Genomic DNA, 23,248 nt, shown 5'->3' on the forward strand with positions numbered 1-23,248 from the left:
CCGCCGCGCCAGCCGCTCAGCCTCGCGCCAGCCCCGCCGCCTTGCGCGCCAGATCGGTGATCCGTGCCCAATCTCCGGCCTCCACCGCGTCCTTCGGCGCAACCCAGCTTCCGCCTACGCAGAGCGTATTGGAGAGCGACAGGTAATCGGCGGCGGTCTCGGGCGTGATCCCGCCTGTTGGGCAAAACGTGATCTGCGGCAGCGGTGCGCCGATGGCCTTCAGCGCCTTCGCGCCGCCCGCCGCCTCGGCGGGAAAGAACTTGAGCATGTCATAGCCGCGTTCCAGCAGCGCCATCGCTTCGCTGGCCGTGGCCGCCCCCGGCAAGAGCGGCAGATCGGCGCTTTCGCAGGCCTCGAGCAGGCGGGGTGTCGCACCGGGGGACACGGCAAAGCGCGCGCCCGCTGCCTTGGCCGCCTGCACGTCCTCGGGCGTCAGGACCGTGCCCGCGCCCACCACGCCGCCCGGCACCCGGGCCATCGCGGCGATCGCCTCAAGTGCCGCAGGCGTGCGCAGCGTTACCTCCAGCACCGGCAGGCCGCCGTCTACCAGTGCGCGCGCCAGCCCTTCGGCCCGCGCGGCATCCTCGATCACCAGAACCGGAATGACCGGCGCCAGCCCGCACAGGCGCCGGGTCTCGGCGCTGGACTGCTGCGGGGTCATGACGTGCCCTCGCTCGGCAGCAGGGGCGAGGCACCTTGCGTTGCCGGTCCCGCGCATTGCCGGAAAAGCTCGAACAATTCCCGGCCAAGCCCATGGCCATTGGCGCTCAGATCGGGGCTGGCCGCGTCTCGCTCCAGCGCGCCGTCGGTCAGCACCTCGAGCCGGCCCGCCTTGGCGTCGACCCTGATCACATCCCCATCCCGCAGCTTTGCCAACGGCCCGCCAAGGGCAGCCTCGGGGCTGACATGCAACGCGGCGGGCACCTTGCCCGACGCGCCGGACATGCGCCCATCCGTGACCAGCGCCACTTTCAATCCCCGGTCCAGCAGCACCGACAACAGCGGCGTCAGCGCATGCAGCTCGGGCATCCCGTTGGCGCGCGGCCCCTGAAACCGGACCACGACGACGCAATCCTCAGTAAACTCACCTGCGCGGAATGCCTGCCTGACCGCCTCCTGATCGTGAAACACGCGGGCAGGGGCCTCGACCACATGCAGATCGGGTGCCACCGCCGACACCTTCATGATGCCCGAACCCAGGTTACCGCTCAGATCCTGCAGTCCGCCGGTGGCCTGAAACGGATCGCCCACCGGGCGCAGGATCTTGTCGTTTCGGCTGTGATCCGGGCCGTCGCCCCAGATCAGCGCATCCTCTCTCAGCGTCGGCTCTTTCGTATATCGCTCCAGCCCCGGCCCGGCGATGGTCTGCACATCCTCGTGCAGCAAGCCCGCCTCCAGCAATTCACCGATCATGAAGGCCAGCCCGCCCGCGGCGTGGAAATGGTTCACATCCGCCAGCCCGTTGGGATAGACCTTGGCCATCAGCGGCGTCACCGCCGAGATGTCGGCGAAATCCTGCGGCTCCAGCAGGATGCCCGCCGCGCGCGCCATGGCCGGCAGATGCAGCACGAGGTTGGTCGATCCCCCCGTTGCCATCAGGCCCACCATCCCGTTGACGAAGGCGCGCTCGTCCAGCACCTCGGCCACCGGGATATATTCGTTGCCAAGCGCCGTGATCGCCAGCGCGCGGGCGGTTGCCGCCCGGGTCAGCGCATCGCGCAGCGGCGTGCCTGGGTTGACGAAACTCGCCCCGGGAAGATGCAGCCCCATGAACTCCATCAACATCTGGTTGGTGTTGGCCGTTCCGTAAAAGGTGCAGGTGCCGGGCCCGTGATAGCTTTTCATCTCGGCGCGCATCAGCTCGTCGCGACCGATCTCGCCCTTGGCAAAGCGTTGGCGCACCTTGGCCTTCTCGTCATTGGGCAGCCCCGATGTCATCGGCCCCGCCGGCATGAACACCGCCGGGATATGCCCGAAGGTTGCCGCCGCGATCACAAGGCCCGGCACGATCTTGTCGCACACGCCCAGATAGGCCGCCGCATCGAACGTGTTGTGACTGAGTGCGACACCCGCCGCCATCGCGATCACATCGCGTGAAAACAGCGACAGCTCCATCCCCGGTTGGCCCTGTGTGACCCCGTCGCACATCGCAGGCACACCGCCCGCCACCTGCGCCGTGCCGCCCGCCTCTCGTGCGGCGTCGCGGATCAGGTCGGGGAAACGCTCGAACGGCTGATGCGCCGACAGCATGTCGTTATAGGCCGTCACGATCCCCAGGTTCGGCGCACGATGCTCCGCCAGCCTGTCCTTGTCCTCGCCCATCGCGGCATAGGCATGGGCCTGATTTCCGCAACTCAGATGCGCGCGGCGCGGACCATCCTCGGCCGCGCGGCGCATCCGCTCGAGATATGTGCCGCGCGTCCGCGCTGAGCGGTCCCGGATACGGGCCGTGAGGGCGTCGATTTTGGGGTGGAGGGTCATGCTGGGTCCGGCTGGTTGACGTTAGCGGTAACGTAGCATCGCCATGCGCCGGTTTCAAACCGATCCGAAGCGATCCGCGCGATAGGGTGCCAGATCGATATTCGGCCCCGCCCCGCGCAGCAGGTCCGCCATGATCCTCCCCGTGCGCGGCGCCATCATGAACCCGTAATGCGAATGCCCGAAGGCCCCGTAAAGCCCCGGATGTCCCGGCATCTCTCCGATCACCGGCAGGCTGTCGGGAAAGGACGGGCGCACACCGCTCCACGTGGTAACCGTGGCGCTCCCCAGCCCCGGCACCATCTGGCGGGCCAATCCGGCGATGGTCTCGGCGCGGCGCGGATCGGGCAGGGCATCGAGCCCTCCGAATTCCGCCGTGCCCGCGGCCCGCAGCCCGTCCTCCATGCTGCTGGCCACGAATTTGCGGTCCGTATCCATCACCGAATTGTTCAGACTCACGCCCGCATCGGCGAACATCACGTGATAGCCGCGCTCCGCCTCCAGCGGCAGCCTCAGCCCAAGCGGTGCCAAAAGCCGCGCCGACCATGCCCCCGCCGACACGACGATCCGCGCCGCGCTCAGGGTCTCGCCCTCGCAATCGATGATCCAGCCGCCCTGCGCGTCGGGGCACAGCGCGCGCACCTCGCGCTGCAGCACTTCGCCGCCCAAGGCCCGCAGCTTCTCCGCCAGCACCGCCATCAGCCGCCCCGGCGACAGCGCGCGCGCCTGTCCGTGCACCACCACCGCGGCGCGGAACTCGGGCGACAGATCCGGCTCCATCTCGCGCAGCGCGCCCGCCCCGATCACTTCGACCTTGGCGCCGGCCATGCGGCGCAATTCGGCATCAAGCCCCCGGTCACTGGCCAGAGCGGGATCGCGATGCGCCAGCACATAGCAACTGTCGCGCACCAGCCCCTCATGGCCGGTGCCTTCAAGGTGGCGCCGGTAAAGATCGACGCACCCTGCCGTCAGCCCGTCCATCGCCGCCGACACCGCCTTTGCGCGCGCCTCGCTGCCATTCAGCACGAAGCGCAGCGCCCAGGGCAGGAAGCGGGGCAGGTGCCTTGCGCGCACCGCCACCGGCCCCAGCGGATCCAGCAGCCATCCCGGCGCCTTCTTCCAGACCCCCGGCATGGATTGCGGCACCACCGAAAAAGGCGAGATCACCCCCGCATTGCCGCTTGATGCGCCTTGCCCGGGCGCGTCCCGGTCGATCAGCCGGACGGGAATGCCCCGTTCCACCAGTTCGAGCGCGGTGCAGATGCCCACGGCGCCGCCGCCCAGAATGGTGACGCTTGCATCATTGTCCGGCGGCATCTTCTACCGCCTTCTCGGCGCGCTTGCGCAGCACTTGCGGCACCAGAACCAGCCCGATCACTGCGAGCGACAGCAGGTCGCTCGATCCGCTCGGCGCCACCAGAAGCAATCCGCCCACCACCATGAGGAACCGCTCGAAGCCGCCCATCCGATCGATGAAATACCCCGCCACCGCCGTGCCGATGACAAAGACGCCTGCGGCACAGGTCAGCGATACCTGCAGGAAGGACATCAGCGTGAAATATTCCGGCAGCACGATCAGGATCACCGGCGCATAGACAAAGACCATCGGCACCAGCAATTTGCCCAATCCCAGCGTGAAGGCGTTCAGCCCCGTGCGGAACGGATTGGCCCCCGCGATCCCCGCCGCCGCATAGGCCGACGCGCAGACCGGCGGGGTGATCTCCGAGATCACGCCGTAATAGAGCACGAACATATGCGTCGCCAGCGGCGGCACGCCAAGCTGGCTCAGCGCCGGGGTCGCGACCGCGACCAGCATGATGTAAAGCGCCGTGGTCGGCAGGCCCGCGCCCATCAGGATGCACGCCATCGCGATCAGCACAAGCGAGATAAATTGCTGCAGCGCACTCAATGAGAACGCCTCGGCGGGGATCCAGCCCACGAAAGGATGCAGCCAGGCGGCCATGTCGGCGGCGCCATTGGTGACCATGAACCCCATGCGGAACCCGACGCCCGTGGTGTTGATGACCCCCACCACGATCCCCACCGCAGCCGAGGCCGCGCCAACCGCCAGCGCATATTGGACACCCACATGAAAGCTGTCCAGCAAGTCCTTGAAATCCTTGCGTTCATTACGATGAAGCGAGCCGATGATCGTGAGCGCCGCAAGGATGCCTGCCAGCGTTGCGGAAAAGCCCTCGCCACTGGCGGGCGACGCTTTCCAGAAGATGAAGGCCAAGAGACCCAGCGGAATAGCCAGCGTCAGGGGGCGGTCAAAGCCACAGAAGCCCACGACGATGCACAACAGCAGCCCCATGAAGGCGGCCATGTTCGGCGAATAGCCGGAAAACAGCACGATCAGCAGCGCGATCAGCGGAATGATCGTGTACCAGCCGTCCTTCCAGACCTGCAGGAACTTGGGCAGCTCCTCCTTGGGATAGGCCTTGAGGCCCAGCCGTTTCGCGGTGAAATGCACGATCGAGAGAACCCCGATGTAATGCATCAGCGCGGGCACGATCGCAGCGATCACGATGGTGGTATAGGGCACCTCCAGATATTCAGCCATCAGGAAGCTTGCCGCGCCCATGATCGGCGGCGTGATCTGGCCACCCGCGGAGGAGGCCGCCTCGACCCCGCCGGCGAAATAGCCTGGATAGCCCATCTTTTTCATGTTGGGGATGGTCAGCGACCCGGTCGAGACGGTGTTGGCGATGGAACTGCCCGAAATCGTGCCGAAAAAGGCCGATGAGACGACCGACACCTTGGCCGGTCCCCCGGTATAGCGCCCCGCCAGCATCATCGCGTTATCGACAAAGAATTGCCCCAGCCCCATGCGCTGCGCCACAACGCCGAACAGCACGAAATGGAACACCACGGTCGAGACCACCCAGAGCGTGATGCCGAAAATCCCTTCCGAGGGGAAATACATGTTGTTGACGAACTGGTGCCAGTCCACGCCCGGATGCTGCAGGATCTGCACCGGCATCGACGGGCCGAACAGGGCATAGCCCATGAACACCAGAATGATGAGCGGCAGAACGAAGCCGATCGTGCGCCGCGCGATCTCCAGCGTGGCGAAAATCAGGATGGTGCCAAGGATCACGTCCGGCGTCGTCGGATTGCCTTGCCTGAGCGCCTGTTCGGGGATGTCGAGGCCGAATATCTCCAGCCCGCGCCAGCTGATCCACAAAAACAGCGCCGCCAGCATGCCCGCCAGCGCGATCGCCCAGTCATAGAGCGGCACATTGCCCGGCTTGAGCAGTCCCGCCCCCTCATAAGACAGGCTGGCCGGTGTCCGCTTGACCGGAAAGTAAAGGAAGATGAACAGGAACAGCCCGGCCAGATGGATGCCCATATGCACATGATCCACCGGCGTTCCGAACCCTGCGGTCCAGACATGATAGGCGGCAAACAGGATCGTGGCCCAATAGATCGCGGTCTTCAGCGTCGGCCCGTTGTCGCGGGTATTGAGCGCGCTGTCATATTTCTTTTCCAGCTCTTCAAGCTGCCTTGCGTCCAGGGTCGAGGACGTGCGATCGCTGGCCATGGGGCGCTTCCTTGGCAATGATGTTGGGGGTAGGCCGAACGCGGCGCAGCGCACCCGGCCCGAAAATCGGGCCAGCCCCTTGGGGCCGGCCCGTGCATGGTCAGAGCCGGATCACTGGATCATGCCGGCTTCGCGATAGAAGCGCTCGGCGCCCGGATGCAGCGGCACGCCGATGCCGTCGACACCGTCAAGCGCGGTGTCCATCGTGATGACCTTGGCCTTGGGGTGGCCGTTGTCCAGCAGCTTGCGGGCGGTATCCGACCACAGCGCCTTGGTGATCTCATAGATCAGCTCTTCGTCCTGATTGGCATTGGTGACAAGGATGCCCGACACCGCCAGCGTGTCCACATCGTAATCCACGCCCGGATAGGTGCCGGCGGGGATCAGCGAGCGGATGTAGTAGGGCACCGCCTCGTTGCCGGCCCGCAGTTCCTCGTCGGACCAGTCATAGAGTTCCATGCCCTTGGTGTTGTCGAGCTGGATCATCGCGGCAACCGGCGTACCGGCGGCATAGAAATAGGCGTCAAGCTGACCATCGGCCAGACGCTCGGCGCTCTGGGTGTTGTTCAGTTCGGCCTCTTCGATGTTGTCGCGGGTGATGCCTTGGGTCGCAAGGATCAGCTCGACCGCGATCTGCGTGCCCGAACCGGCCTGTGCGATACCCACGCGCTTGCCTTCCAGATCCTTGAGGCTCTCCAGCTTGGCGCCCTTGGGCAGCACCAGATGCAGATCTTCGGGGAAAAGATTGGCGATCACCCGCAGATCGGGCTTTGCATTGCCCTCGAAGACACCCGTGCCGTTATAGGCGAAATGCAGCGTGGCGGCGCCCGTCAGGCCCGCTTCCATCTGTCCGGCCTGCACCGCGTTGACATTATGCGCCGAGGCGTTGGTCGATTGCGCGATGGCCACCAGTCCGGGCACGCCGCAATTGCCGCCCTCTTCGCAGGGGCGCGATCCGGGCGGGTTCGAGATGGCGTTGGCGATGATGCCGCCGATGGGGAAGTAAGTACCCCCGGCGCTGCCGGTGCCGATGCGGAAGAATTTCATGTCCTGCGCCACAGCGGGCAGGGCCAGCCCGATACCGGCCACCGTGGCGATGGCGATGTTTCTGAACGTTCTTACGTGCTTCATTCGTTGTCGTGCTCCCTGTTGGTCGATGAGCCGGTGCCGGTTGTCTCCGGCGCACTCCGGAACAGTGCGGTCATGCCGCCTGTTGGCGCAAGCCTGCCAAGTCCTTTGCATAAACGCAAATTCAAAGTTTATTGAATATCATAAGAAGCATTTATAGAATTTGCCCATGAATATCGTGCATCTCCTCTCGTTTCGTGAAGTCATGCTGTCCGGCTCGGTGTCTCAGGCGGCGCGCAACCTGGGGCGGACCCAACCCGCGATCAGTTCCGCCATCGCCGCGCTCGAAGCCGAGATGGGGATGCAGCTCTTCGAGCGGCGCTCGCGCCGGCTTCATCCCGTGCCCGAGGCGCATTACCTTCTGGCCGAGGTGACCGACATCCTCGACAAGCTCGACACCGCGCGCCAGAACCTTCGCAACCTCAAGGCGCTGACCCGCGGCGAGCTGCGCATCGTCGCCATGCCGGGTCCATCGGTGTTTCTGGTGCCCCGGCTTGTCAGTCGGCTGACCAGCGCTCACAAGGATATCCGCACGACGATCCTCACCCGCAGCTCGCCTCAGGTGCATCAGCTGATCTCGACGCAATCCTACGATCTCGGCATCGCTGATCTGGGGGCCAGGATCGGCGGCACGTCCCAGCTGGTCACGCCCTTGCCCACCTCGACATGCTGCCTCTGCGCCGTGCCCGCCGCCGATCCGCTGGCGCGGCTCGATGTCATAACCCCTGCCGATCTCGATGGCCGCCCGATGGCCGCGCTGCATCAAAGCCACTCCACCCACCGCGATACGCGTGCCGCCTTCGCCGCCGCCGGGGCGCGGTTCGACCTGCGCTACGAGACGCAGTATTTCATCCCTCTGCTCAATTTCGTCGAACTGGGGCTGGCCTGTTCCGTGGTCGATGTGCTGAGCGCCGAAAGCTACCAAAGCTATCGTGGCCTGCAGCAGCAGGGCATCGTCTTTCGCCCGTTCCGTCCCGAAATCACCGTCGATTTTCATATCCTGACACCGGCGCACCGCCCGCCGTCGCATCTGGCCTCGGCCTTCATCGCACTCTGGCAGGATGAGGTCTTGCAGATCAACGCAGCCCTTCGGGGCGGCGCGGGCACGCCGCGCGCTTGACCATCATCAATGCGTCCCTGCGCGCCTTTTCCATGATGCCTCCCAGTCGACATGCCCCGGCGGCGCCCCGCAGGGGCGCATCCTGTCGCATCTGTCCAGATGGAGGTCATGACCCATGTCCAAGAAGAAATCCGATGCAGCCAAACCCGGCACCGTCGAGGTGCAGACATCGCCCGCCACCTCCGACATCGCGGGGCAGGGGATGGGCATCCTGCCCGGTCTGCGCCACGAGATCGACCGCCTGTTCGATGAATTCGACCCATGGGGCTGGGGCCTCTCGCGCCGTCAGCCGCTCGGTCGGCTGCGCTCGGCCATGACACCCATGCCCGCGATGGACCTTGTGGAACGCGACGGCGATTTCGAACTGACCGCCGAGCTGCCGGGCATGAGCGCCGACAATGTCGAGGTCAAGGTCAGCGACGGCTACCTGTCGATCCGTGGCGAAAAGACCGAGGAAAAGAAAACCGACGAGGACAATTACCACCTCAGCGAGCGCAGCTTCGGCGCCTTCCATCGCCGCTGCAAGCTGCCCCCCGGTGCCGACCCCGACCAGATCGACGCCCGCTTTTCGGATGGCGTGCTGCGCGTGACCATGCCCAAAACGCCCGAAGCCCGCGAGAAGGAACGCAAGATCGCCATCAAGTCAGGCTGACGTGGCAAGATTGGACAGGTCAGATGCCCATATATGACGACCGTGAGGACGCCGCGCGACAGCTTCTGAGCGCCTTGCCGCCACTTGCGGACGAAGATGTGGTCGTTCTGGCCTTGCCGCGTGGCGGCGTGCCGATCGGCGCGGTGATCGCCGATGCGCTGGATGCGCCGCTCGATCTCATTCTCGTGCGCAAGGTCGGGGCGCCGCGAAACCGGGAACTGGCCATTGGCGCGGTCACCGGGCCGGGCGATGCGGGGCTGGTGGTCAATACCCACGTGGCCCGGCTTTTCGGGATGACGCGCGCCGATGTGGATGCGCTCGCCGCCCCCGAACGCACTGAACTCGAACGCCGCCGCCGCGCTTATCTGGGCGACAAGGCCCCTGTGCCGGTGACGGGCCGCACCGTGGTTCTGGTCGATGACGGGATCGCCACCGGCACGACCCTGCGCGCGGCCCTCGCATCGCTGCGCCAGATGAAGCCCCGCCGCGTGATCCTTGCGGTTCCGGTTGCCAGCGCTGACGTGCTCGACGCCTTGCAAGCCGAGGTCGACATGCTGATCTGTCCCGAACCGCATCTGCATTTCGGCGCCGTGGGCGGCGCCTACAGACGGTTCGATCAGGTGCCCGATGACGAGGTGATCCGCCTCATGCAGAACGCCGCTCTGCGTCAGCGCAAGGCGGACGAGCGGCAGAACTGACAACCGTTCTCACCGCTCAAGCGCCTGCGCAAGGCCCGGCCGCATATCGCGCAGGCGGGAACCAATGCGGTGGCCTGGGTCATGGATTTCGCTCGTCCATGTCACTTTCTTAGCGCGCGTTCGGGTGCCTCATGGCCTGCATTCGCTGCAATCCATCCCGCCGCATCGCCGCTTTTCGGGATCTCGCGTTGCCCACGGTCAATGCCGATGTCACCGGTCCGCCGCAGTCTGAGCTGTGCCGGACAACGGCTCTCTGATGACGGAGGATGATGGCATGAAAGACACTGATCTTCAGCAGGATATTCTGGACGCGCTCGATTTCGAACCAAGCATCGACGCCGCCGATATAGGCGTTTCCGTGGACGAAGGCGTGGTCACGCTCACAGGGCATGTGACGACATTCGCCGAACGCGCGACCGCCGAAAAGGTCACGATGCGCGTCAAGGGCGTGCGCGGCATCGTCGTCGATATCGAGGTGCGCCCGATAGGTACGCACCGGACGGCCGATGACGATATCGCCAAGCGCATCCTGCACATATTGGAATGGAACACCTCGGTCCCGGAAAACGCCATTCGGGTCAAGGTGCATAACGGCTGGGTGACGCTCAGCGGAGATGTCCAATGGAACTTCCAGAAACAGGCCGCCGCCCGCGCGATCCGGGGTCTGGCGGGGGTGACGGGCCTGACCAACGCGATTTCGATCAGCCCCTCCTTCAGCCCCTCGGACGTGCATGAGCGGATCGAGAACGCGTTGCGCCGCGATGCCGAGCTTGAAGCCTCGGGCATCAGGATCACGGTCGATTCCGGGCATGTGATCCTGTCGGGGCATGTGCGCCATATCAAGGAACGCCAGACCGCCGAGCGCGCGGCATGGTCCGTGCCCGGCGTCAAATCCGTCGAGGATCGGATCTCGGTCTCCTGATCCGCGGCACCCCCGCACGCTCGCGCCCGGCAGGCGCATCATGGGCCGGTTTTAGGCCCGCGCTTGCCGGGCCGCCTCGGATCGCGGCGCGCCCATTCTGGCAGCGATCGTTCGACAAATTCTCACCAAAAAGTCAAATTTATTGCAAAATGCGATAATCGCTGCTTTGCTCGATATTGGCATACAACAGTCTACGAGGCGCAATTTGTCCGAAAATCAGACCGGCACCACCGTGCTTGTAGTGGAAGACGAGCGTGATGTCCGTGCCTGCCTCCGCACCGGCCTGCAGGATCGCGGCTTTGACGTGATCGAAGCCGAGTCCCGCGACAGCGCCCTCGACATGATCCGTCGCAACCCCGTCGACCTCGTGACACTCGATCTGTGTCTGGGGGCCGATGACGGGCTTGAACTGGCGCGCGAACTGCGCGAGGCGCGCAACGTGCCCATCATCATCGTCACGGCACTCGGCGCGCCTCAGGACAGGGTGCGCGGGCTGGAAAACGGTGCCGACGACTACATCACCAAGCCGTTCCACCTCTCCGAGGTGGTGATGCGCATGACCAAGGTGCTGCGCCGCTACGAACTCGAGGCCTCCGCCAGCGCCGACAGCGGCACCGACTTGCCCCATCTGCTGGATTTCGACCATTGCGTGTTCGACACCCGCCGGCGCTTTGTGCGCAAACTCGATGGTCGCCCTATCGACCTCACCGACACCGAACTGCGCCTTCTGGAACTCTTTGTCCGTCATCCCGGACGCGTGCTCAGCCGTGACGAGATATCTCTCGCGCTGCGCGGTCAGGCCTGGTCTCCGCTCGACCGGACGATCGATGGTCATGTCGCCCGCCTGCGCCGCAAGATCGACCCGGGCCACGACGAACCGCTGCTGATCCGCTCGGTGCGCGGCGTGGGCTATGTCTTCACCGGCGAGGTCTGTCCCGAGACGGGTCCCGACGATCCAGCGCCCGGCGCAATGCCCGTGCAAGATCGCTGATCGCGTGGGGCTTGGGCAGGATCTCCACCTGCTCGCGCGTCTCGTCACCATCCTTTCGCAGGATCTGCGTGCCATCCGCCGTCGTCAGCAGCACCGCCATACGGGGGTAATCGCGCCTCACCCTCTGAACCAGGGACAGCCCGCTTTCCGCACCGGGCATCGCAAAATCCGAAAACACCAGATCCACCGGCTCGCCGCGCGCCAGCACCGCTAGCGCCTCTGTGGCGTCGCGTGCCTCGATCGCCACATATCCGAGGATTTCCAACCGTTTGAGACCCGCCTCGCGGACATCGCGGTTGTCCTCGACCAGCAAGACGACCTCGCCATGACCATGCATCGGCTCCGCCTCTGCGTCCGTGGCCGGCTCTTCGCGCTGCGCCTCGCCTGTGTCGCGCGGCAGATAAAGCGCCACCTGTGTCCCTTTGCCCGGGTCGCTGTCGATCGTCATGAACCCGTCCAGCCGGCTGACAAAGGATGCCGTGCTGGTCAGGCCAAGCCCGGTGCCCCGGCCCTTGGGCTTGGTGGTGAAGAAAGGCTCCATCGCCTGCGCTGCCACCTCGTCGGACATGCCGGTGCCACTGTCGCGCATCTCGATGCAAACGAAATCGCCCTCCCGCGCCTGCGGCCCCATGCGCGCCGCGTGCCGTGCATCGAGCGCCACATTCTTCGCCGTGACGCTCAGTGCGCCGCCGTCCTGCATCGCGTCGCGCGCATTCAGCGCGAGGTTCAACAGCGCACTGTCCAGATCTCCGGGATCGGCGCGCACCGGCCATAGCCCGTCCTCGGGCGCGATCGTCAAGGTGATCCGATCACCGATCGCATGGCTCAAAAGCGGCTGCGTCGCATCCAGATGCGCCGCGATCCGCAGCACGGCTGCCGTATCGCTTCGCGTGCAGGTGAGCGACAAGAGCCGCCGGTTGAACCCTGCATTGACCTCCGCCGCGTTCACCGCCGTGCCGATCATCCGGCGTGCCTCGGGGTCATCTATCCGCGCCAGCGCCAGTTCGAGATTCGACAGGATCACCGTCAGCAGATTGTTTGAATCATGCGCGATCCCACTGGCCAGACGCCCCACCGTCTCCAGCCGCTCAGAGCGTGACAGGCGCTGCTCCATCCGGCGCGTGTCGCTGATGTCAAGCACCATGCCCCGAATGCGCCACGCCTTGCGGTGCGCGCCCTTGCCGGCAAAGGTGACCTGCCCGTGAAATTGCAGCCAGCGGTCCTCGCCTCCGCCACCCGGCAGGCGCAGCTGGCGCACCAGCCGCCCGGCCGATCCGGGCCTCAGCGCGTCGCGCAACACCGCGCGCAACCCCTTCAGGCTGTCGGGATCAAGGATCGGCTTGAGATCTTCCAGAGTGTCCGGCCGCGCATCCTCGGGCAGTCCCAGAAGCGCCAGCGCCTCTTTCGACCAATGCCCGGTGCCCGCCGCCAGATCGATGTCGAACATCCCGAACTGTGCCGCCTGCGCCGCCAGCCTCAGGCGCGCTTCGCTTTCGCGCAGCCAGTGTTCGGTCCGCTTGCTGTCGGTGATATCCTGCGTGCAGATCATCACGCCGCCCGGCACTCCCGGCCCGTCATACCAGGGCTGAACCTCCCAGCCGAGCCATTGCACCCGACCATCGGGATGCACGATCCGGTCCTCGGCCCGGGCGACGCTCTCTCCGCTCAGGGCCAGTTCATGCGCGTGATGCCAGCGCTCCGGCAAGGCGCCAAACAGCTCGTAATGACACCGCCCACGCAAATCCCCGTCGCCCAGACCGTGGCTCTCGGCCCAGCGTTGGCTATAGGCAAGATAACGCATCTGCCGATCCAGAACCGCCATCGCCACGGGCGCCTGTTCGATGAACGCAAAGGCCTGCGGCCCGCTCTCAAGCCGGGGCAGGTGGCCGCTGGCCGGTGTTTTGCCCCCGTGGGCGGGGTCCGGGTCATCATCCATGCTGTCTCACCTTCGCCTTCAGGATCGCACAGGCCAGCCCTTTTCTCATGGTAAGGCCCGGATCGTGCACAATTCTACACATTTCTGTTTTTGAATTCTTCATGATTCGCGCGTTCACTGAATGGCGGCACATTGGGTGAACGTGCCATCTGCAAAACAGGGAGGGTGGAACAGACCGGTCGGAAACCGGTTTCCTTATGATCACTGGCGTCACATGCGCTCCACCGGAGCATCCGGCTCGTGGCCGGGCTTCATCCGCTGGACACATCCGCGCCGATTTTAGTCAGGGGGGTGACATGACCGTTGTATCGCTTCAGAACACGAGTCAATCGATCTGTAATGAGTGCCCCGTTAAAGACATTGCTTTATGCCATTACGCTGATTCAGCCACTCGCTCCGAACTGTGCCGGTTGTTGCACAGTGGCAGCTTTTCACGTGGCCAATCCATCATCATGCAAGGGGATACCGCGAAAACCCTCGGGATTGTGACCTCGGGCGTGGTCAAGACCGTCTTCATGACCGAGGACGGGGATACCCAGGTGCTCGGCCTGCTGTTTCCCGGAGATTTCGTGGGTCGGGCTTTTGAGCCCGAAATGCGCTTTTCCTATGAGGCGGCGACCGACGTGACCATGTGCTCGGTCAATCGCCGGTCCTTCGAAAGCCTTCTGTCGCGCTCGCCCTCGCTCGAGCATGGCTATCTCGTGACCACGCTGGCGCAGATGGACGCGATGCGCAGCTGGACCTGTCTTCTGCGCGGGCGCACCGCGCGGCAGCGGGTGGCGGCCTATCTGCTCTATCGCTCCGCCACCGAAGACACCGCCGACGCCTATGTCGAAACCATCGGTGACAGGCTGGTGCTCAACCTGCGGCTCAGCCGGATCGACCTGGCCAGCCTGCTGGACATGACGCCGGAAACCTTTTGCCGTTGCCTTCACGCTCTGGCCGATCAGGGGGCGGTGCATGTCTGTGCGCCGCATCTGATCGAGGTTCTGGACAGCGCCCGGCTCGAGGACTTGGCCGGGCCGTCGCTCGAAGGGCTGGTCGAATACCCGCAACGCGCCGTGGGATGACCGGCCTCTCCCGGTGCGTCGCCGCCAGCGGCGCACCGGACCATTTCCGCCAGCGGCGCACCGGACCACCTTCACAAATGCGGCCAGCTGGGCCTCAGCCGGGCCAGAGCCTGCGAATATCGGCGGGCAGGGATTGCCGGATATCGGCCACCTCTCCCTCCGAGATGCGGGCGCTCAGCAGGCGGAACACCTCCGTGATGTCCTCCTCGCCGCGATATTCCGCATCCCTCTCCAGCCGTTCGCTCACCCGCGCGACAAACGCCGCCGCCGTGCGTTCCGCCCGGCTTGCGGGAGCCCAGTTTTCATAGAACAGCCCCCGGATCAGCAAGGGCAGTTGCGCCGACATCTGCGCCGCCTCGTTCACGCTCAGCAGATCGCGCAGCGCCGTCAGGGTGGATCGCAACAGCATCAGCACCTGCCGTTTGTCGGCCCAATCCAGCCGCTCGGCCAGATCGTTGATCCATTCATGGGTCAGTTGAACCGTGTGGTCGATCACTTCCAAACCCTGCGTGCTCATCGGATGCGTCCTTTTCGTGATGCCCCGGCAGCATCGCATCACCGGCGCGCAGATGCGTTGACAGCGGTCAAACCGCAGACGGCCCGCCGCGCCATTGCGGCCCGTCAATGCCGGCACCTTGCCGCCTTGGCATCCTTGCGCCGGGCGGCCGGATGACGCTCGCGCCGTCCGGTCCATGCTTCGCGGGCCGGTCGCTGCGGGCCGCGGGGCCGCCTGCGCGTCACGCTCAAGTCAAAGGATCATCGCCCCATGCAGACACCGCTCGAACTCACCTTTCGCCACATGGACCAGGACGACGCCCTGCGCGCGTTGATCGAGACGCGCGTGACCCAGCTCGATGCGCTGTTCGACGGGATCACCAGCTGCCATGTCACCCTGCAACCGGGGCATAACCGGCACCGGCAGGGCAATCTCTACGAGGTGACCATCGAGCTGCGCGTGCCCGGCACCGAACTTGTGGTGCATCCCACCAAGGGCGACGTGCCTGCCCACGAACACCCGCAGGTGGCGATCCGCGATGCCTTTACCGCGATGGAGCGCCAGCTGCGCGCCCACAAGCAGCGGATCTCCGGCGAGGTGAAGCAGCATGAGGGCATGCTGCAGGGCCGCATCGCCCAGATCGACCACGCGGCCGATTTCGGCCAGATCGCCACCACCGACAACCGGCTGATCTATTTTCATCGCAACGCGGTGGTGGATGGCGATTTCGACGCGCTCAGTCTGCGCGACCCGGTGGAACTGGTGGTCAACAGCCGCGACAGCGCCATCGGCCCGCAAGCCAGCACCGTCCGCCCGATCGGCGCGCAGGAATACGAACCCTGACCCGACAGCACCGGATCAGAGCCGGATCAGAGCCGGATCAAAGCCGGGGCAGGGCGCGCCTATTCGCTCCAGTCATGCACATGCACGTCCCGCCCCGAATGCCCCTTGAGAATGTGCACCGCCTTCTGCTTGCGCTCGTCATCCTTGACGCGCACCCATAACAGGATGCCGCCATGGCGGATCTGGTTCTCGTAATAATCCTTGTGATGCCGCCCTGCGCGCCGCGCCAGCAGCGTGCCGATCACCGCCGCAGGCCCGCCACCAATCGCAATCGCCGCGATCGATGCCGCCACCGTGCTCACCGGCGTCAGCAAAGCGGCCATCGCGATATAGGAGCCAAGGAAAAAGAACCCGCCCGCGATGGCCCCTTCCAGCTCGCCCATCGCCTCTTCCGAGACGAAATGCGCCCTCGGCGCATGCGGGTCGTCCTCAAGCTCCTCAGCCCGCCAGTAGGCGCGGCCCAGCTTGGCCTCCAGCGCCTTTTGTGACCCCAAAAGGCTCATGTCATAGCGGCTGAACCCCACCAGATGCAGGTCATAGACCGCCTGTTGCAGATCCTCGAACTTGTCGAACACGCCCACCGCCTCGGGGATGCGGATGACTGTGACGTGATCCTCGTCTTGATCCTTCGCGGTCGCGCTTGTGGTCTGGTTCATTCATTCGCTCCTGTCTTCGGGAATAATCATTCTGCGCAAATCGTCGATCTCCGTGCCTGCCCGTGCCGCCAGATCCGGCAGGCTCGGCACATCGAGCCCCGGCAGGAAGGTCCCGCCGATCAGACCCTCTGCACAAAGCGCCTGCAGCGTCCGGCACACATGCACCGCCGACAGCCCCGCCATCTCGCCCAGCTGCGCCTGTGTCAGCGGCAGGCTCAGATGCCGCACCGGGCTACTGGCCAGCCCGGCGGCTTCGGCGCGCAGCGCCAGTTCCACCAGCAGATAGGCGATGCGCCTGTCCGCCGCCGCCCAGCCCAGCCTTGGCATGCGCTCGGCCCATCTTGCCCTTGCCGCGTGCTCGCTCGCCTTCAGCCTCTCGGTCAGACCGGGCAGGCGGGCGGCGATGTCATGCGGCTCGGGAATGCAGATCACATGGCTTTGCGTGAGACTTCGCAGATCGCACAGCGCCCGCTCGGCCCCCGCCATCCTCAGCCTTGCCGCATCCCCCGGCATCAACAGATCCACGATCAGCGTCTTGCCATCCTTCATCGTCTTGGACAGGCCGAGCCATCCGCTTTCCACGCAGATCGCATGGAAGGACGGCCCGCCCTCGACCGCGATCTGCGCGCCCGTGGCGAAACTGCGGCGCATCGGGTCGCCGGTCACGGGCTCATCGCCCGTGCCGCTGCGTTGCGTCAAACCGATGGCCGTCATCGGCCCCTCCCTCACGGACTGCCTGTCGCTTGCGTGTCAGTCTTAACCGGCAGCGCCGCCGGGGTGTTGACGCCCGTCAATGTGGCCGCGCCTGCGCCCGGTCACCATGGCGCAACGGGGCGGCTGGCCCGATCCGGTGCAGCCCTCCATCAGCCGATACAAAAGGAGTTATCCGATGTTCAGACCCGCTTGCGTGACCGCCCTGTGTTCGGTCCTGATCCTGACCGCCTGCGAGGACATGACCCGCGAGGAAACCATGGTTGTCGGCGGTCTGACCGGGGCAGCACTTGGCGTGGTGACCGCCAAGGCGCTCGATGCCGATGACGACTGGAAGATCATCGGGGGCTTGGCCGGTGCGGCGGCTGGGGTTCTGGTCGCGCGCAATGCGGCGCGCGACGAATGCGCCTATTCGCGCGGCGACGGCACCTATGTGATCCGGCCCTGCCCGTGATCCCGCGCAGCCCGTGATCACGCGCAGATCGGCGCTTGCTCAGTAATCGCGCTCGAAGAAGATCCCGACCCCGGTATCGCCGTCGGTGCCGACGCTGCCGCGCACGGTGACGCTGCGGCTCAGATCGAGATTCAGGTCGACCTTCTGATTGCCCGCGCTGTCGGCTGTCACCTCGGAATAGACATTCTCCGAGATATAGGCCCCGGCGGTAAAGGCGGTCGCGCCATCCGCCGTGCTGGTGACATCCAGATTGCTCAGGCCAAGCGCATTGCGCACCCCGCTGAAAAGCCCGCCATCCAGCCCGCCGGTCAGCGTGGCCACCGCGGCGGCCAGCTGTGCCGCCTGAAACGGCGAGATGTCGTCGATGCCGCGCCCGAAGATCAGCCGCGAGACCACCTCTTCCTGTGGCAGCTCCGGGCTTGAGGAGAAGATGATCTCGGGCGCGCTGGCAAGGCCGCGGATGATGACCTGCACGGTCATATCCTCCACATCGGTCTCGGCGATGAATTCCAGATAAGGGTCGAAGGCACCGCGCAGATCGATCACACCCGAGGTCAGCGTCAGCCTCTGGCCCAGGATATCCAGCCGCCCGCGTTGCAGCTGGAACGTGCCGCTCGGGATGACATTCGTGGTCGTGCCCTGCACCCGCAGCCTGCCGCCAAGCTCGGCATCCAGCCCGCGACCGCGCACGAAAATGCGGTTCGGTGCGCTGATCGTGATATCCAGCCCGATGCCCGGTCCCGGATCGCTTTCTTGCTCTGCGACAAGCCCTGCGCGGCGGCGGGTCTCGGTGACATAGGCGGGCGGGTTGATATGCCGGATCTGCGGCAAAAGCCCCACATTCGCCGCCATCGACGTGGGCACCCGGATTTCCGTTTGTCCTAGCACCAAGTCGCCGCGCAGCTGTGCCGCTCCGGTGAGCGGACCGTTCAGCCCAAGCCTGCCGCTCACTTCGGTGCGGTAGAGATCGGGATCGCTATGCACCACCGACGCAAGCGTGATGCCAAGATCGGCGGGGTAGGGCGCCGACAACCCCACCGTGCCGCTGACGCCAACCGTGCCGCCGCCGCGCCCTTGCGCGCTCAGCTCGACCCCGGCGCTTGCAGCGCTCAGCGTGATCCGTCCCGTCAGATTGTCCAGCGCGCTGTTCAGCACCGGCAAGGACACCTGCCCATCCGACAGATCGATGCGGCCCGACACCGACGATAGCGCCGCTGCGCCGTCAATGGACAGGTCATAGCGTGCCGTACCCGAGACCGATCTCGGCGCGATGAAGGCATTGGCCAGCCCCAGCGGCAGCGTGCCGCTCGCCTTCAGCGCCAGCCTCTGGCCCAGATCGGCGATGCTCCCCGTCAGCTTCGCGGTGGTGCCGCCGGGACCGGTCAGCCCCAGATCGACGCCGATATCGCGCCCCGTCCCGTCGCGAAGGATGATTTGCCCTGCCGCCTCGACCGGCCCCGAAAAGCCCGGCGCCAGCAGCGCCAGATCGTCAAGCCGCCCATTCACGGTGATGGGCGCGCCCGGCTGGCTGCCGCGTGACGACAGCGACACGCGCCCGCTTTCGACGTTCAGCATGTCCAGCACGATCCGCGCGTCCTGCCGCCTGACCTTCAGGGCCGCCGACAGGCGCCCCTCGATCAGCCGGTCCAACTCCGCGATGCCGCTGCGCAGATCGCGCCCATCGAGGCTCAGATCGAAGCGCCCCGTGTCGCCCCTGATCTGCCCCTCGCCATCGGCGCTCAGCTCGATCCTGCCCGCGATGGGCCGGCCCACCAGCCGCGCGAACCGGCTCAGATCGGGCGCAGTCAGCGACACGCGCCCATCCACCGGCAGGCTGTCATCCTCTGGCGATATGCGCCCCGTGGCCTGAACCTCCGCCCCCGCCACCGATCCGCGCAGATCCTCCAGCACCAGCGCGCCGCCGCTGGTCCATCCCAGACCGCCCTCGATCCGCGCGGGGCCATCAAGTCGCGGCTCCACAAGACCCACCTCGCTCAGCGCCACCGCCAGATCAAGCGCCCCCGATTGCGCATCGAGCCGACCCGACAAATCCGCCTCCAGCGCCGAGTTCCAGATCTGCAGCCGGTCCAGAACCGTGCCAGTCTCGTCGCGCCGCGCCGTCGCGCGCAGCCGCGTTTGCGGCGCCAGCACCGGGTCAAGCCGCGCCACGTCAAGCGCCAGCGCTTCGGTCTCGGCCTCCAGCGCCAGATCGAACGCCCCGCCCAGAAGCGTGCCTTGCCCCTGAACCGTCGTGTCGATCCGACCCGCCAGATCGCGCCCCGCTAGCCCCGCGAACCGGCCCAGATCCGCCGCCCTCAGCGTCGCGCGCCCGCGCAGCGGAAAGCCCTCGCCAAGCCCGTCAAGCTCGCCCACTGCGCGCAGCTCCGCATTGCCGCTGCTCACATCGAGCCGGGTGATCTCCAGCGCCGCACCCTCCTGCCAGCGCATCTCGAGCCGCCCTTCGGGTGTCGCGCCCACCGCCTCGCTGAGCGCGGCATCGCTCTGGTCCACAAAGCCGCGCAGCCCGAAATCCAGCTCTGCCACAAGACTGCGCACCGCCCCGCGCAGGATCTGGCCGCGCCCCTCAAGGCGCGCTTCGCCGATCCGCAGCCCCTCGCGTTGCAGCTCCTCGACCACCGCGCTCGCCTGCCAGCCCTGACCCTCGGCCGCATCGTAACGCGCGCTCAGATCGGCCCGCCGCAGCCGCGTCGGCGGGCCTGCCACCGGCAACCGCAGCAGCGCGCCGCCCGCATCCAGCCCCCCGTCCAGCGTCACCCGCACCGGCCAGCCCGCGGCATCAAGCTCCAGCGCACCCTTCAGGTGCAGCCGCTCGGTCGCAAGCGTCACATCCTCGATCACCGTGCCGCCCTCGGGCCGGGTCTGTCCGATCAGCCGAAGCTGCGACCTGTCCCCGAAAAACCCCTGCAGTTCGGGCGTGAAGAAGGGCCGCACATCCCCGCCAAGCCGGGCCTCGAAACGCCGCGCGCCGGTCTCGGGATCGCCCTGCAGGCGCAGCGTGCCGGTCAGCCGTGGCACCTCGTTGCGCAAGAGCGTCAGCCGTGCCTCGTAATCGTCCAGCGGCGCCTCGCCCGCAAGCTTCAGCCCAAGCGCGGGCCGACCGGGCAGGTTCATAAGCCCCGCCACGATGCCTCCGGGGCCTTCGGTCACATCAAGATCGACCGCCAAGATACGGGTTTCATTTGAATAACTGGCATTCAGGATCAAGCCCCCGTCACCGTCGAGCCGCGTGACCTCCAGATCGGCGGCCCCGTCACCGGCGTCCAGCGATACCGCGCCCTGCATCGACAACGCCACCGCCTCGCCCAGAACCGGGGCGCCCAGTTCCACCCGCTCGATGCTGATCTGCCCGATATTCACCGCCACCGGCAATTCCGGCAGCGCAAAGGGCCGGGCCACGGCATCTTCCGGCTCCAGTCCGCCCTCGGGCACCGGCTGGCGTGGCATGATGATCTCGGCGGCGGTCAGCCGGTTGACTTCCAGCCGCCCGCGCAGAAGCGCGCTGCGCGTCCAGTCGAGCGTCACATCCCGCAGGGTCAGCCAGACGCCCTCGCCATCGGCGATGGTCAATTCCTCAAGACTGGCCTGCGACGACAGCGCGCCGCGGAAACCCGTGATCCGCACGTCGCGGCCCACATCCGACAGGTTGTCCTCGATAAAGCCCTGCAACAGACCGCGCTCCCGGTCGTCCTCTTGGGCAAAGGCTCCGGGGGCCGCGACGACCGCCCAGAGGATCAGCGCCAATATGGTCCAGAAACTCCGCATCAAAAGGCCTGCCCGATCCCGATATAAACCTCGATCCCGCCGCTGTCCTTGTTGTCCAGCGCCGTCGCCACATCCAGCCGGATCGGCCCGATCCCCGTGTCATAGCGCAGGCCAAGCCCCGCCCCGCTATGCCAGTCGCCATTCTCGCTGCCCCAGCTGTCCGCGCCGACAAAGCCCAGATCGTAAAACCCCACCAGCGACACGCCATAGCGCATCTCGGCGCGCAGCTCGCCCGACAGCGCGAGGAACGAGCGCCCGCCGATGCTGCGCCCGGCCCCAAGATCGACCGACAGCGATTGATAGGGCTGGCCGCGCACCGTTCCCGCCCCGCCGGAATAGAACAGCATCGCCGGCGGGACCTCGGTCGCGGCTGCGCCCGAAACCGAGCCGATCTGTGCGCGCCCCGCCAGAACGAAGCGGTCATTCTCACCAAAGCCCAGAAAGCCCCGCGCATCGGTGTAAAGTCTGGTGCCGCTCGCGCTGCCGTTCACCCCTGCAAAGGGCGTGACATGCACATCCACAAAAGCGCCATCCTTGGCGTTCAGCGGATCGTCCCTTGTGTCCCATGTCGCGCGCAGCGGGAAAAGTACGTGTTCAAGCGTGCGCGATCCCAGATCGTCATCCACCTCCGAATAGCGATAGCCGATCGCGGCCTCGCCGCTCAGCTCGTCGGAAAAGAGATGCGTCAGACCGGCGCCAATCTGGGCGCTGCGCTCGCGGTAATCCGGCTCGTCTTGCTCGGCCAACGAAAAGCCCAGAAAAAGACCCGTATCGCGCGTGAATGTCGCGGGCCGGTCCAGCCGCGCCGACAGGCTGTAATCCATCCCTCCCGACTCGCCGCCGATCCCGCCCAGCTCGGCCTCCACCCGAAAGCGCTCGGCCCCGCCGAACAGGTTGCGATGCAACCAGAACCCCGACAGCGTGATCCCCTCGAGCGATGACAGCTCGGCGCCAACCCCGATGCGCCGGGGGCGTTCATCGGCGACCTGCGCCTCGATATCGAGCGTGTTGCCCGGTCCGATCTCCTCGGCCTCCTGCAGCGCCACCGAGCGGAATGCGCCGGTCCGGCGCAGCCGGTCGGCGGCCTCTCTGACCTCTTCCGGCGTATAGACCTCTCCCGTCGGCAGGCCCGCGATTTCGCGGATGCGGTCGGGGCGCACGCGGCCTGTTTCGGTCACCAGCAGATCCCCGAAGCGCAGCCTTGGTCCGGGGCGCAGCCGGATATCGGCGGCCAGCATGGCGATATCGTGATTGGCATAGATGGTCTGGCTTTCCAGATCGGCCTTGGCATGGCCCGCCTCGCGCCAGCCATTGATCCCGGCGGTGGTCGCCGCCTCGATCATCCCGACCTCGGCGGTCTTGCCCACCGCGAAGCCTTCGGGCAGGGCGGTGCCCGGCGCCAGCGGCGTGACCGAGGCTTGCGAAAAGGTGAATTTCGGACCGGCTAGCACCGTGATCGTGATGCGCTCGATCCGGTCGATCCGGCTCAACGGGTCGATCTCGGCGGCTTCGCGGCCATCCACGCTGATCTTCACGTCGCCGCCATAAAGCCCCGCGCCATAAAGAACGCCGACCATGCGCGCATAATCCGCGCGCGCGGCGGCCAGAAGATCCTGCGGGGTAGGGGCGTCGTCACGGCGCGCCGCCGCCAGAACAAGCGACGCCGCCGTCAGTTGCTCGGTCAGCTTTTCCGGTGCGCCCGGCGCCTGCAATGTCAATTCCGTGGCCCGAACCGCCTGCGCCGACAGCATAAGCGCCACCAGCAT

At 66.1% G+C, this 23,248-nt stretch carries 19 protein-coding genes; 8 read left to right on the forward strand and 11 right to left on the reverse strand.

Going from position 1 to position 23,248, the window contains the following annotated elements:
* Positions 1-16: 16 nt before the first annotated feature.
* The 5 genes from eda to F3H35_RS06420 form a co-directional block, all read right to left on the reverse strand.
* Positions 17-661: a bifunctional 4-hydroxy-2-oxoglutarate aldolase/2-dehydro-3-deoxy-phosphogluconate aldolase gene (gene eda / locus F3H35_RS06400; RefSeq protein WP_149778767.1), complete on the reverse strand. Its 645-nt coding sequence runs from the start codon at positions 659-661 to the stop codon at positions 17-19.
* Positions 658-2,481 carry a phosphogluconate dehydratase gene (gene edd / locus F3H35_RS06405; RefSeq protein ID WP_149778768.1) on the reverse strand — a complete coding sequence of 608 codons (1,824 nt, stop codon included), beginning with the start codon at positions 2,479-2,481 and terminating at the stop codon, positions 658-660. The genes eda and edd overlap by 4 nt, the downstream gene beginning before the upstream one ends.
* A gap of 54 nt (positions 2,482-2,535) precedes the next feature.
* On the reverse strand, positions 2,536-3,795 hold the full coding sequence (locus F3H35_RS06410) for an NAD(P)/FAD-dependent oxidoreductase (RefSeq protein ID WP_149778769.1): 1,260 nt from the start codon (positions 3,793-3,795) through the stop codon (positions 2,536-2,538).
* Positions 3,779-6,022 (reverse strand): TRAP transporter permease, encoded by a 2,244-nt coding sequence (locus F3H35_RS06415; RefSeq protein ID WP_149778770.1) that lies wholly within the window; start codon positions 6,020-6,022, stop codon positions 3,779-3,781. The genes F3H35_RS06410 and F3H35_RS06415 overlap by 17 nt, the downstream gene beginning before the upstream one ends.
* Positions 6,023-6,133: 111 nt before the next feature.
* Positions 6,134-7,153 carry a TAXI family TRAP transporter solute-binding subunit gene (locus F3H35_RS06420; RefSeq protein WP_188129885.1) on the reverse strand — a complete coding sequence of 340 codons (1,020 nt, stop codon included), beginning with the start codon at positions 7,151-7,153 and terminating at the stop codon, positions 6,134-6,136.
* Positions 7,154-7,319: 166 nt separating this feature from the next.
* Between F3H35_RS06420 and F3H35_RS06425 the strand changes: the two genes are divergently transcribed.
* The 5 genes from F3H35_RS06425 (at position 7,320) to F3H35_RS06445 (ending at position 11,533) form a co-directional block, all read left to right on the forward strand.
* Positions 7,320-8,270, forward strand: coding sequence for a LysR family transcriptional regulator (locus F3H35_RS06425; protein WP_149778771.1), 951 nt, complete (start codon positions 7,320-7,322; stop codon positions 8,268-8,270).
* A 115-nt stretch (positions 8,271-8,385) separates the two neighbouring features.
* Positions 8,386-8,922 (forward strand): Hsp20/alpha crystallin family protein, encoded by a 537-nt coding sequence (locus tag F3H35_RS06430; protein WP_223228325.1) that lies wholly within the window; start codon positions 8,386-8,388, stop codon positions 8,920-8,922.
* Between the two features lie 23 nt (positions 8,923-8,945).
* Complete coding sequence (locus F3H35_RS06435) at positions 8,946-9,620, forward strand: phosphoribosyltransferase (protein WP_149778772.1); 675 nt, start codon at positions 8,946-8,948, stop codon at positions 9,618-9,620.
* 274 nt (positions 9,621-9,894) lie between these two features.
* The gene (locus F3H35_RS06440) at positions 9,895-10,542 is read left to right on the forward strand and encodes a BON domain-containing protein (RefSeq protein WP_188129886.1); all 648 of its coding nucleotides are present in this window, start codon (positions 9,895-9,897) and stop codon (positions 10,540-10,542) included.
* A gap of 205 nt (positions 10,543-10,747) precedes the next feature.
* Positions 10,748-11,533, forward strand: a complete 786-nt coding sequence (locus F3H35_RS06445) for a response regulator transcription factor (RefSeq protein ID WP_149778774.1) — start codon at positions 10,748-10,750, stop codon at positions 11,531-11,533.
* Here F3H35_RS06445 and F3H35_RS06450 read toward each other — a convergent pair.
* Entirely contained in the window at positions 11,460-13,469 is a 2,010-nt protein-coding gene (locus F3H35_RS06450; protein WP_149778775.1) for a hybrid sensor histidine kinase/response regulator, read from the reverse strand. The genes F3H35_RS06445 and F3H35_RS06450 overlap by 74 nt on opposite strands.
* A gap of 296 nt (positions 13,470-13,765) precedes the next feature.
* On the opposite strand from F3H35_RS06450, the gene F3H35_RS06455 reads away from it, so the two are divergent.
* Entirely contained in the window at positions 13,766-14,539 is a 774-nt protein-coding gene (locus tag F3H35_RS06455; RefSeq protein ID WP_223228326.1) for a Crp/Fnr family transcriptional regulator, read from the forward strand.
* Positions 14,540-14,633: 94 nt separating this feature from the next.
* On the opposite strand, the gene F3H35_RS06460 is transcribed toward F3H35_RS06455, so the two are convergent.
* Positions 14,634-15,056 carry a DUF2267 domain-containing protein gene (locus F3H35_RS06460; RefSeq protein WP_149778777.1) on the reverse strand — a complete coding sequence of 141 codons (423 nt, stop codon included), beginning with the start codon at positions 15,054-15,056 and terminating at the stop codon, positions 14,634-14,636.
* Positions 15,057-15,305: 249 nt separating this feature from the next.
* On the opposite strand from F3H35_RS06460, the gene F3H35_RS06465 reads away from it, so the two are divergent.
* Entirely contained in the window at positions 15,306-15,878 is a 573-nt protein-coding gene (locus F3H35_RS06465) for an HPF/RaiA family ribosome-associated protein (RefSeq protein ID WP_149778778.1), read from the forward strand.
* A 59-nt stretch (positions 15,879-15,937) separates the two neighbouring features.
* On the opposite strand, the gene F3H35_RS06470 is transcribed toward F3H35_RS06465, so the two are convergent.
* Both F3H35_RS06470 and F3H35_RS06475 read right to left on the reverse strand, forming a co-directional pair.
* Entirely contained in the window at positions 15,938-16,534 is a 597-nt protein-coding gene (locus tag F3H35_RS06470) for a hypothetical protein (RefSeq protein ID WP_149778779.1), read from the reverse strand.
* Positions 16,535-17,248, reverse strand: coding sequence for a Crp/Fnr family transcriptional regulator (locus F3H35_RS06475; RefSeq protein WP_149778780.1), 714 nt, complete (start codon positions 17,246-17,248; stop codon positions 16,535-16,537). It abuts the gene before it with no gap.
* Positions 17,249-17,423: 175 nt separating this feature from the next.
* Between F3H35_RS06475 and F3H35_RS06480 the strand changes: the two genes are divergently transcribed.
* Positions 17,424-17,699: a hypothetical protein gene (locus F3H35_RS06480; RefSeq protein ID WP_007815946.1), complete on the forward strand. Its 276-nt coding sequence runs from the start codon at positions 17,424-17,426 to the stop codon at positions 17,697-17,699.
* A gap of 39 nt (positions 17,700-17,738) precedes the next feature.
* Here the strand turns inward: F3H35_RS06480 and F3H35_RS06485 are convergent, their stop codons facing one another.
* Both F3H35_RS06485 and F3H35_RS06490 read right to left on the reverse strand, forming a co-directional pair.
* Positions 17,739-21,482, reverse strand: coding sequence for a translocation/assembly module TamB domain-containing protein (locus F3H35_RS06485; protein ID WP_149778781.1), 3,744 nt, complete (start codon positions 21,480-21,482; stop codon positions 17,739-17,741).
* Entirely contained in the window at positions 21,482-23,248 is a 1,767-nt protein-coding gene (locus F3H35_RS06490; protein ID WP_149778782.1) for an autotransporter assembly complex protein TamA, read from the reverse strand. The genes F3H35_RS06485 and F3H35_RS06490 overlap by 1 nt, the downstream gene beginning before the upstream one ends.

The sequence above is a fragment of the Roseovarius litoreus genome (assembly GCF_900142765.1).
GTDB classification, from domain to species: Bacteria; Pseudomonadota; Alphaproteobacteria; order Rhodobacterales; family Rhodobacteraceae; genus Roseovarius; species Roseovarius litoreus.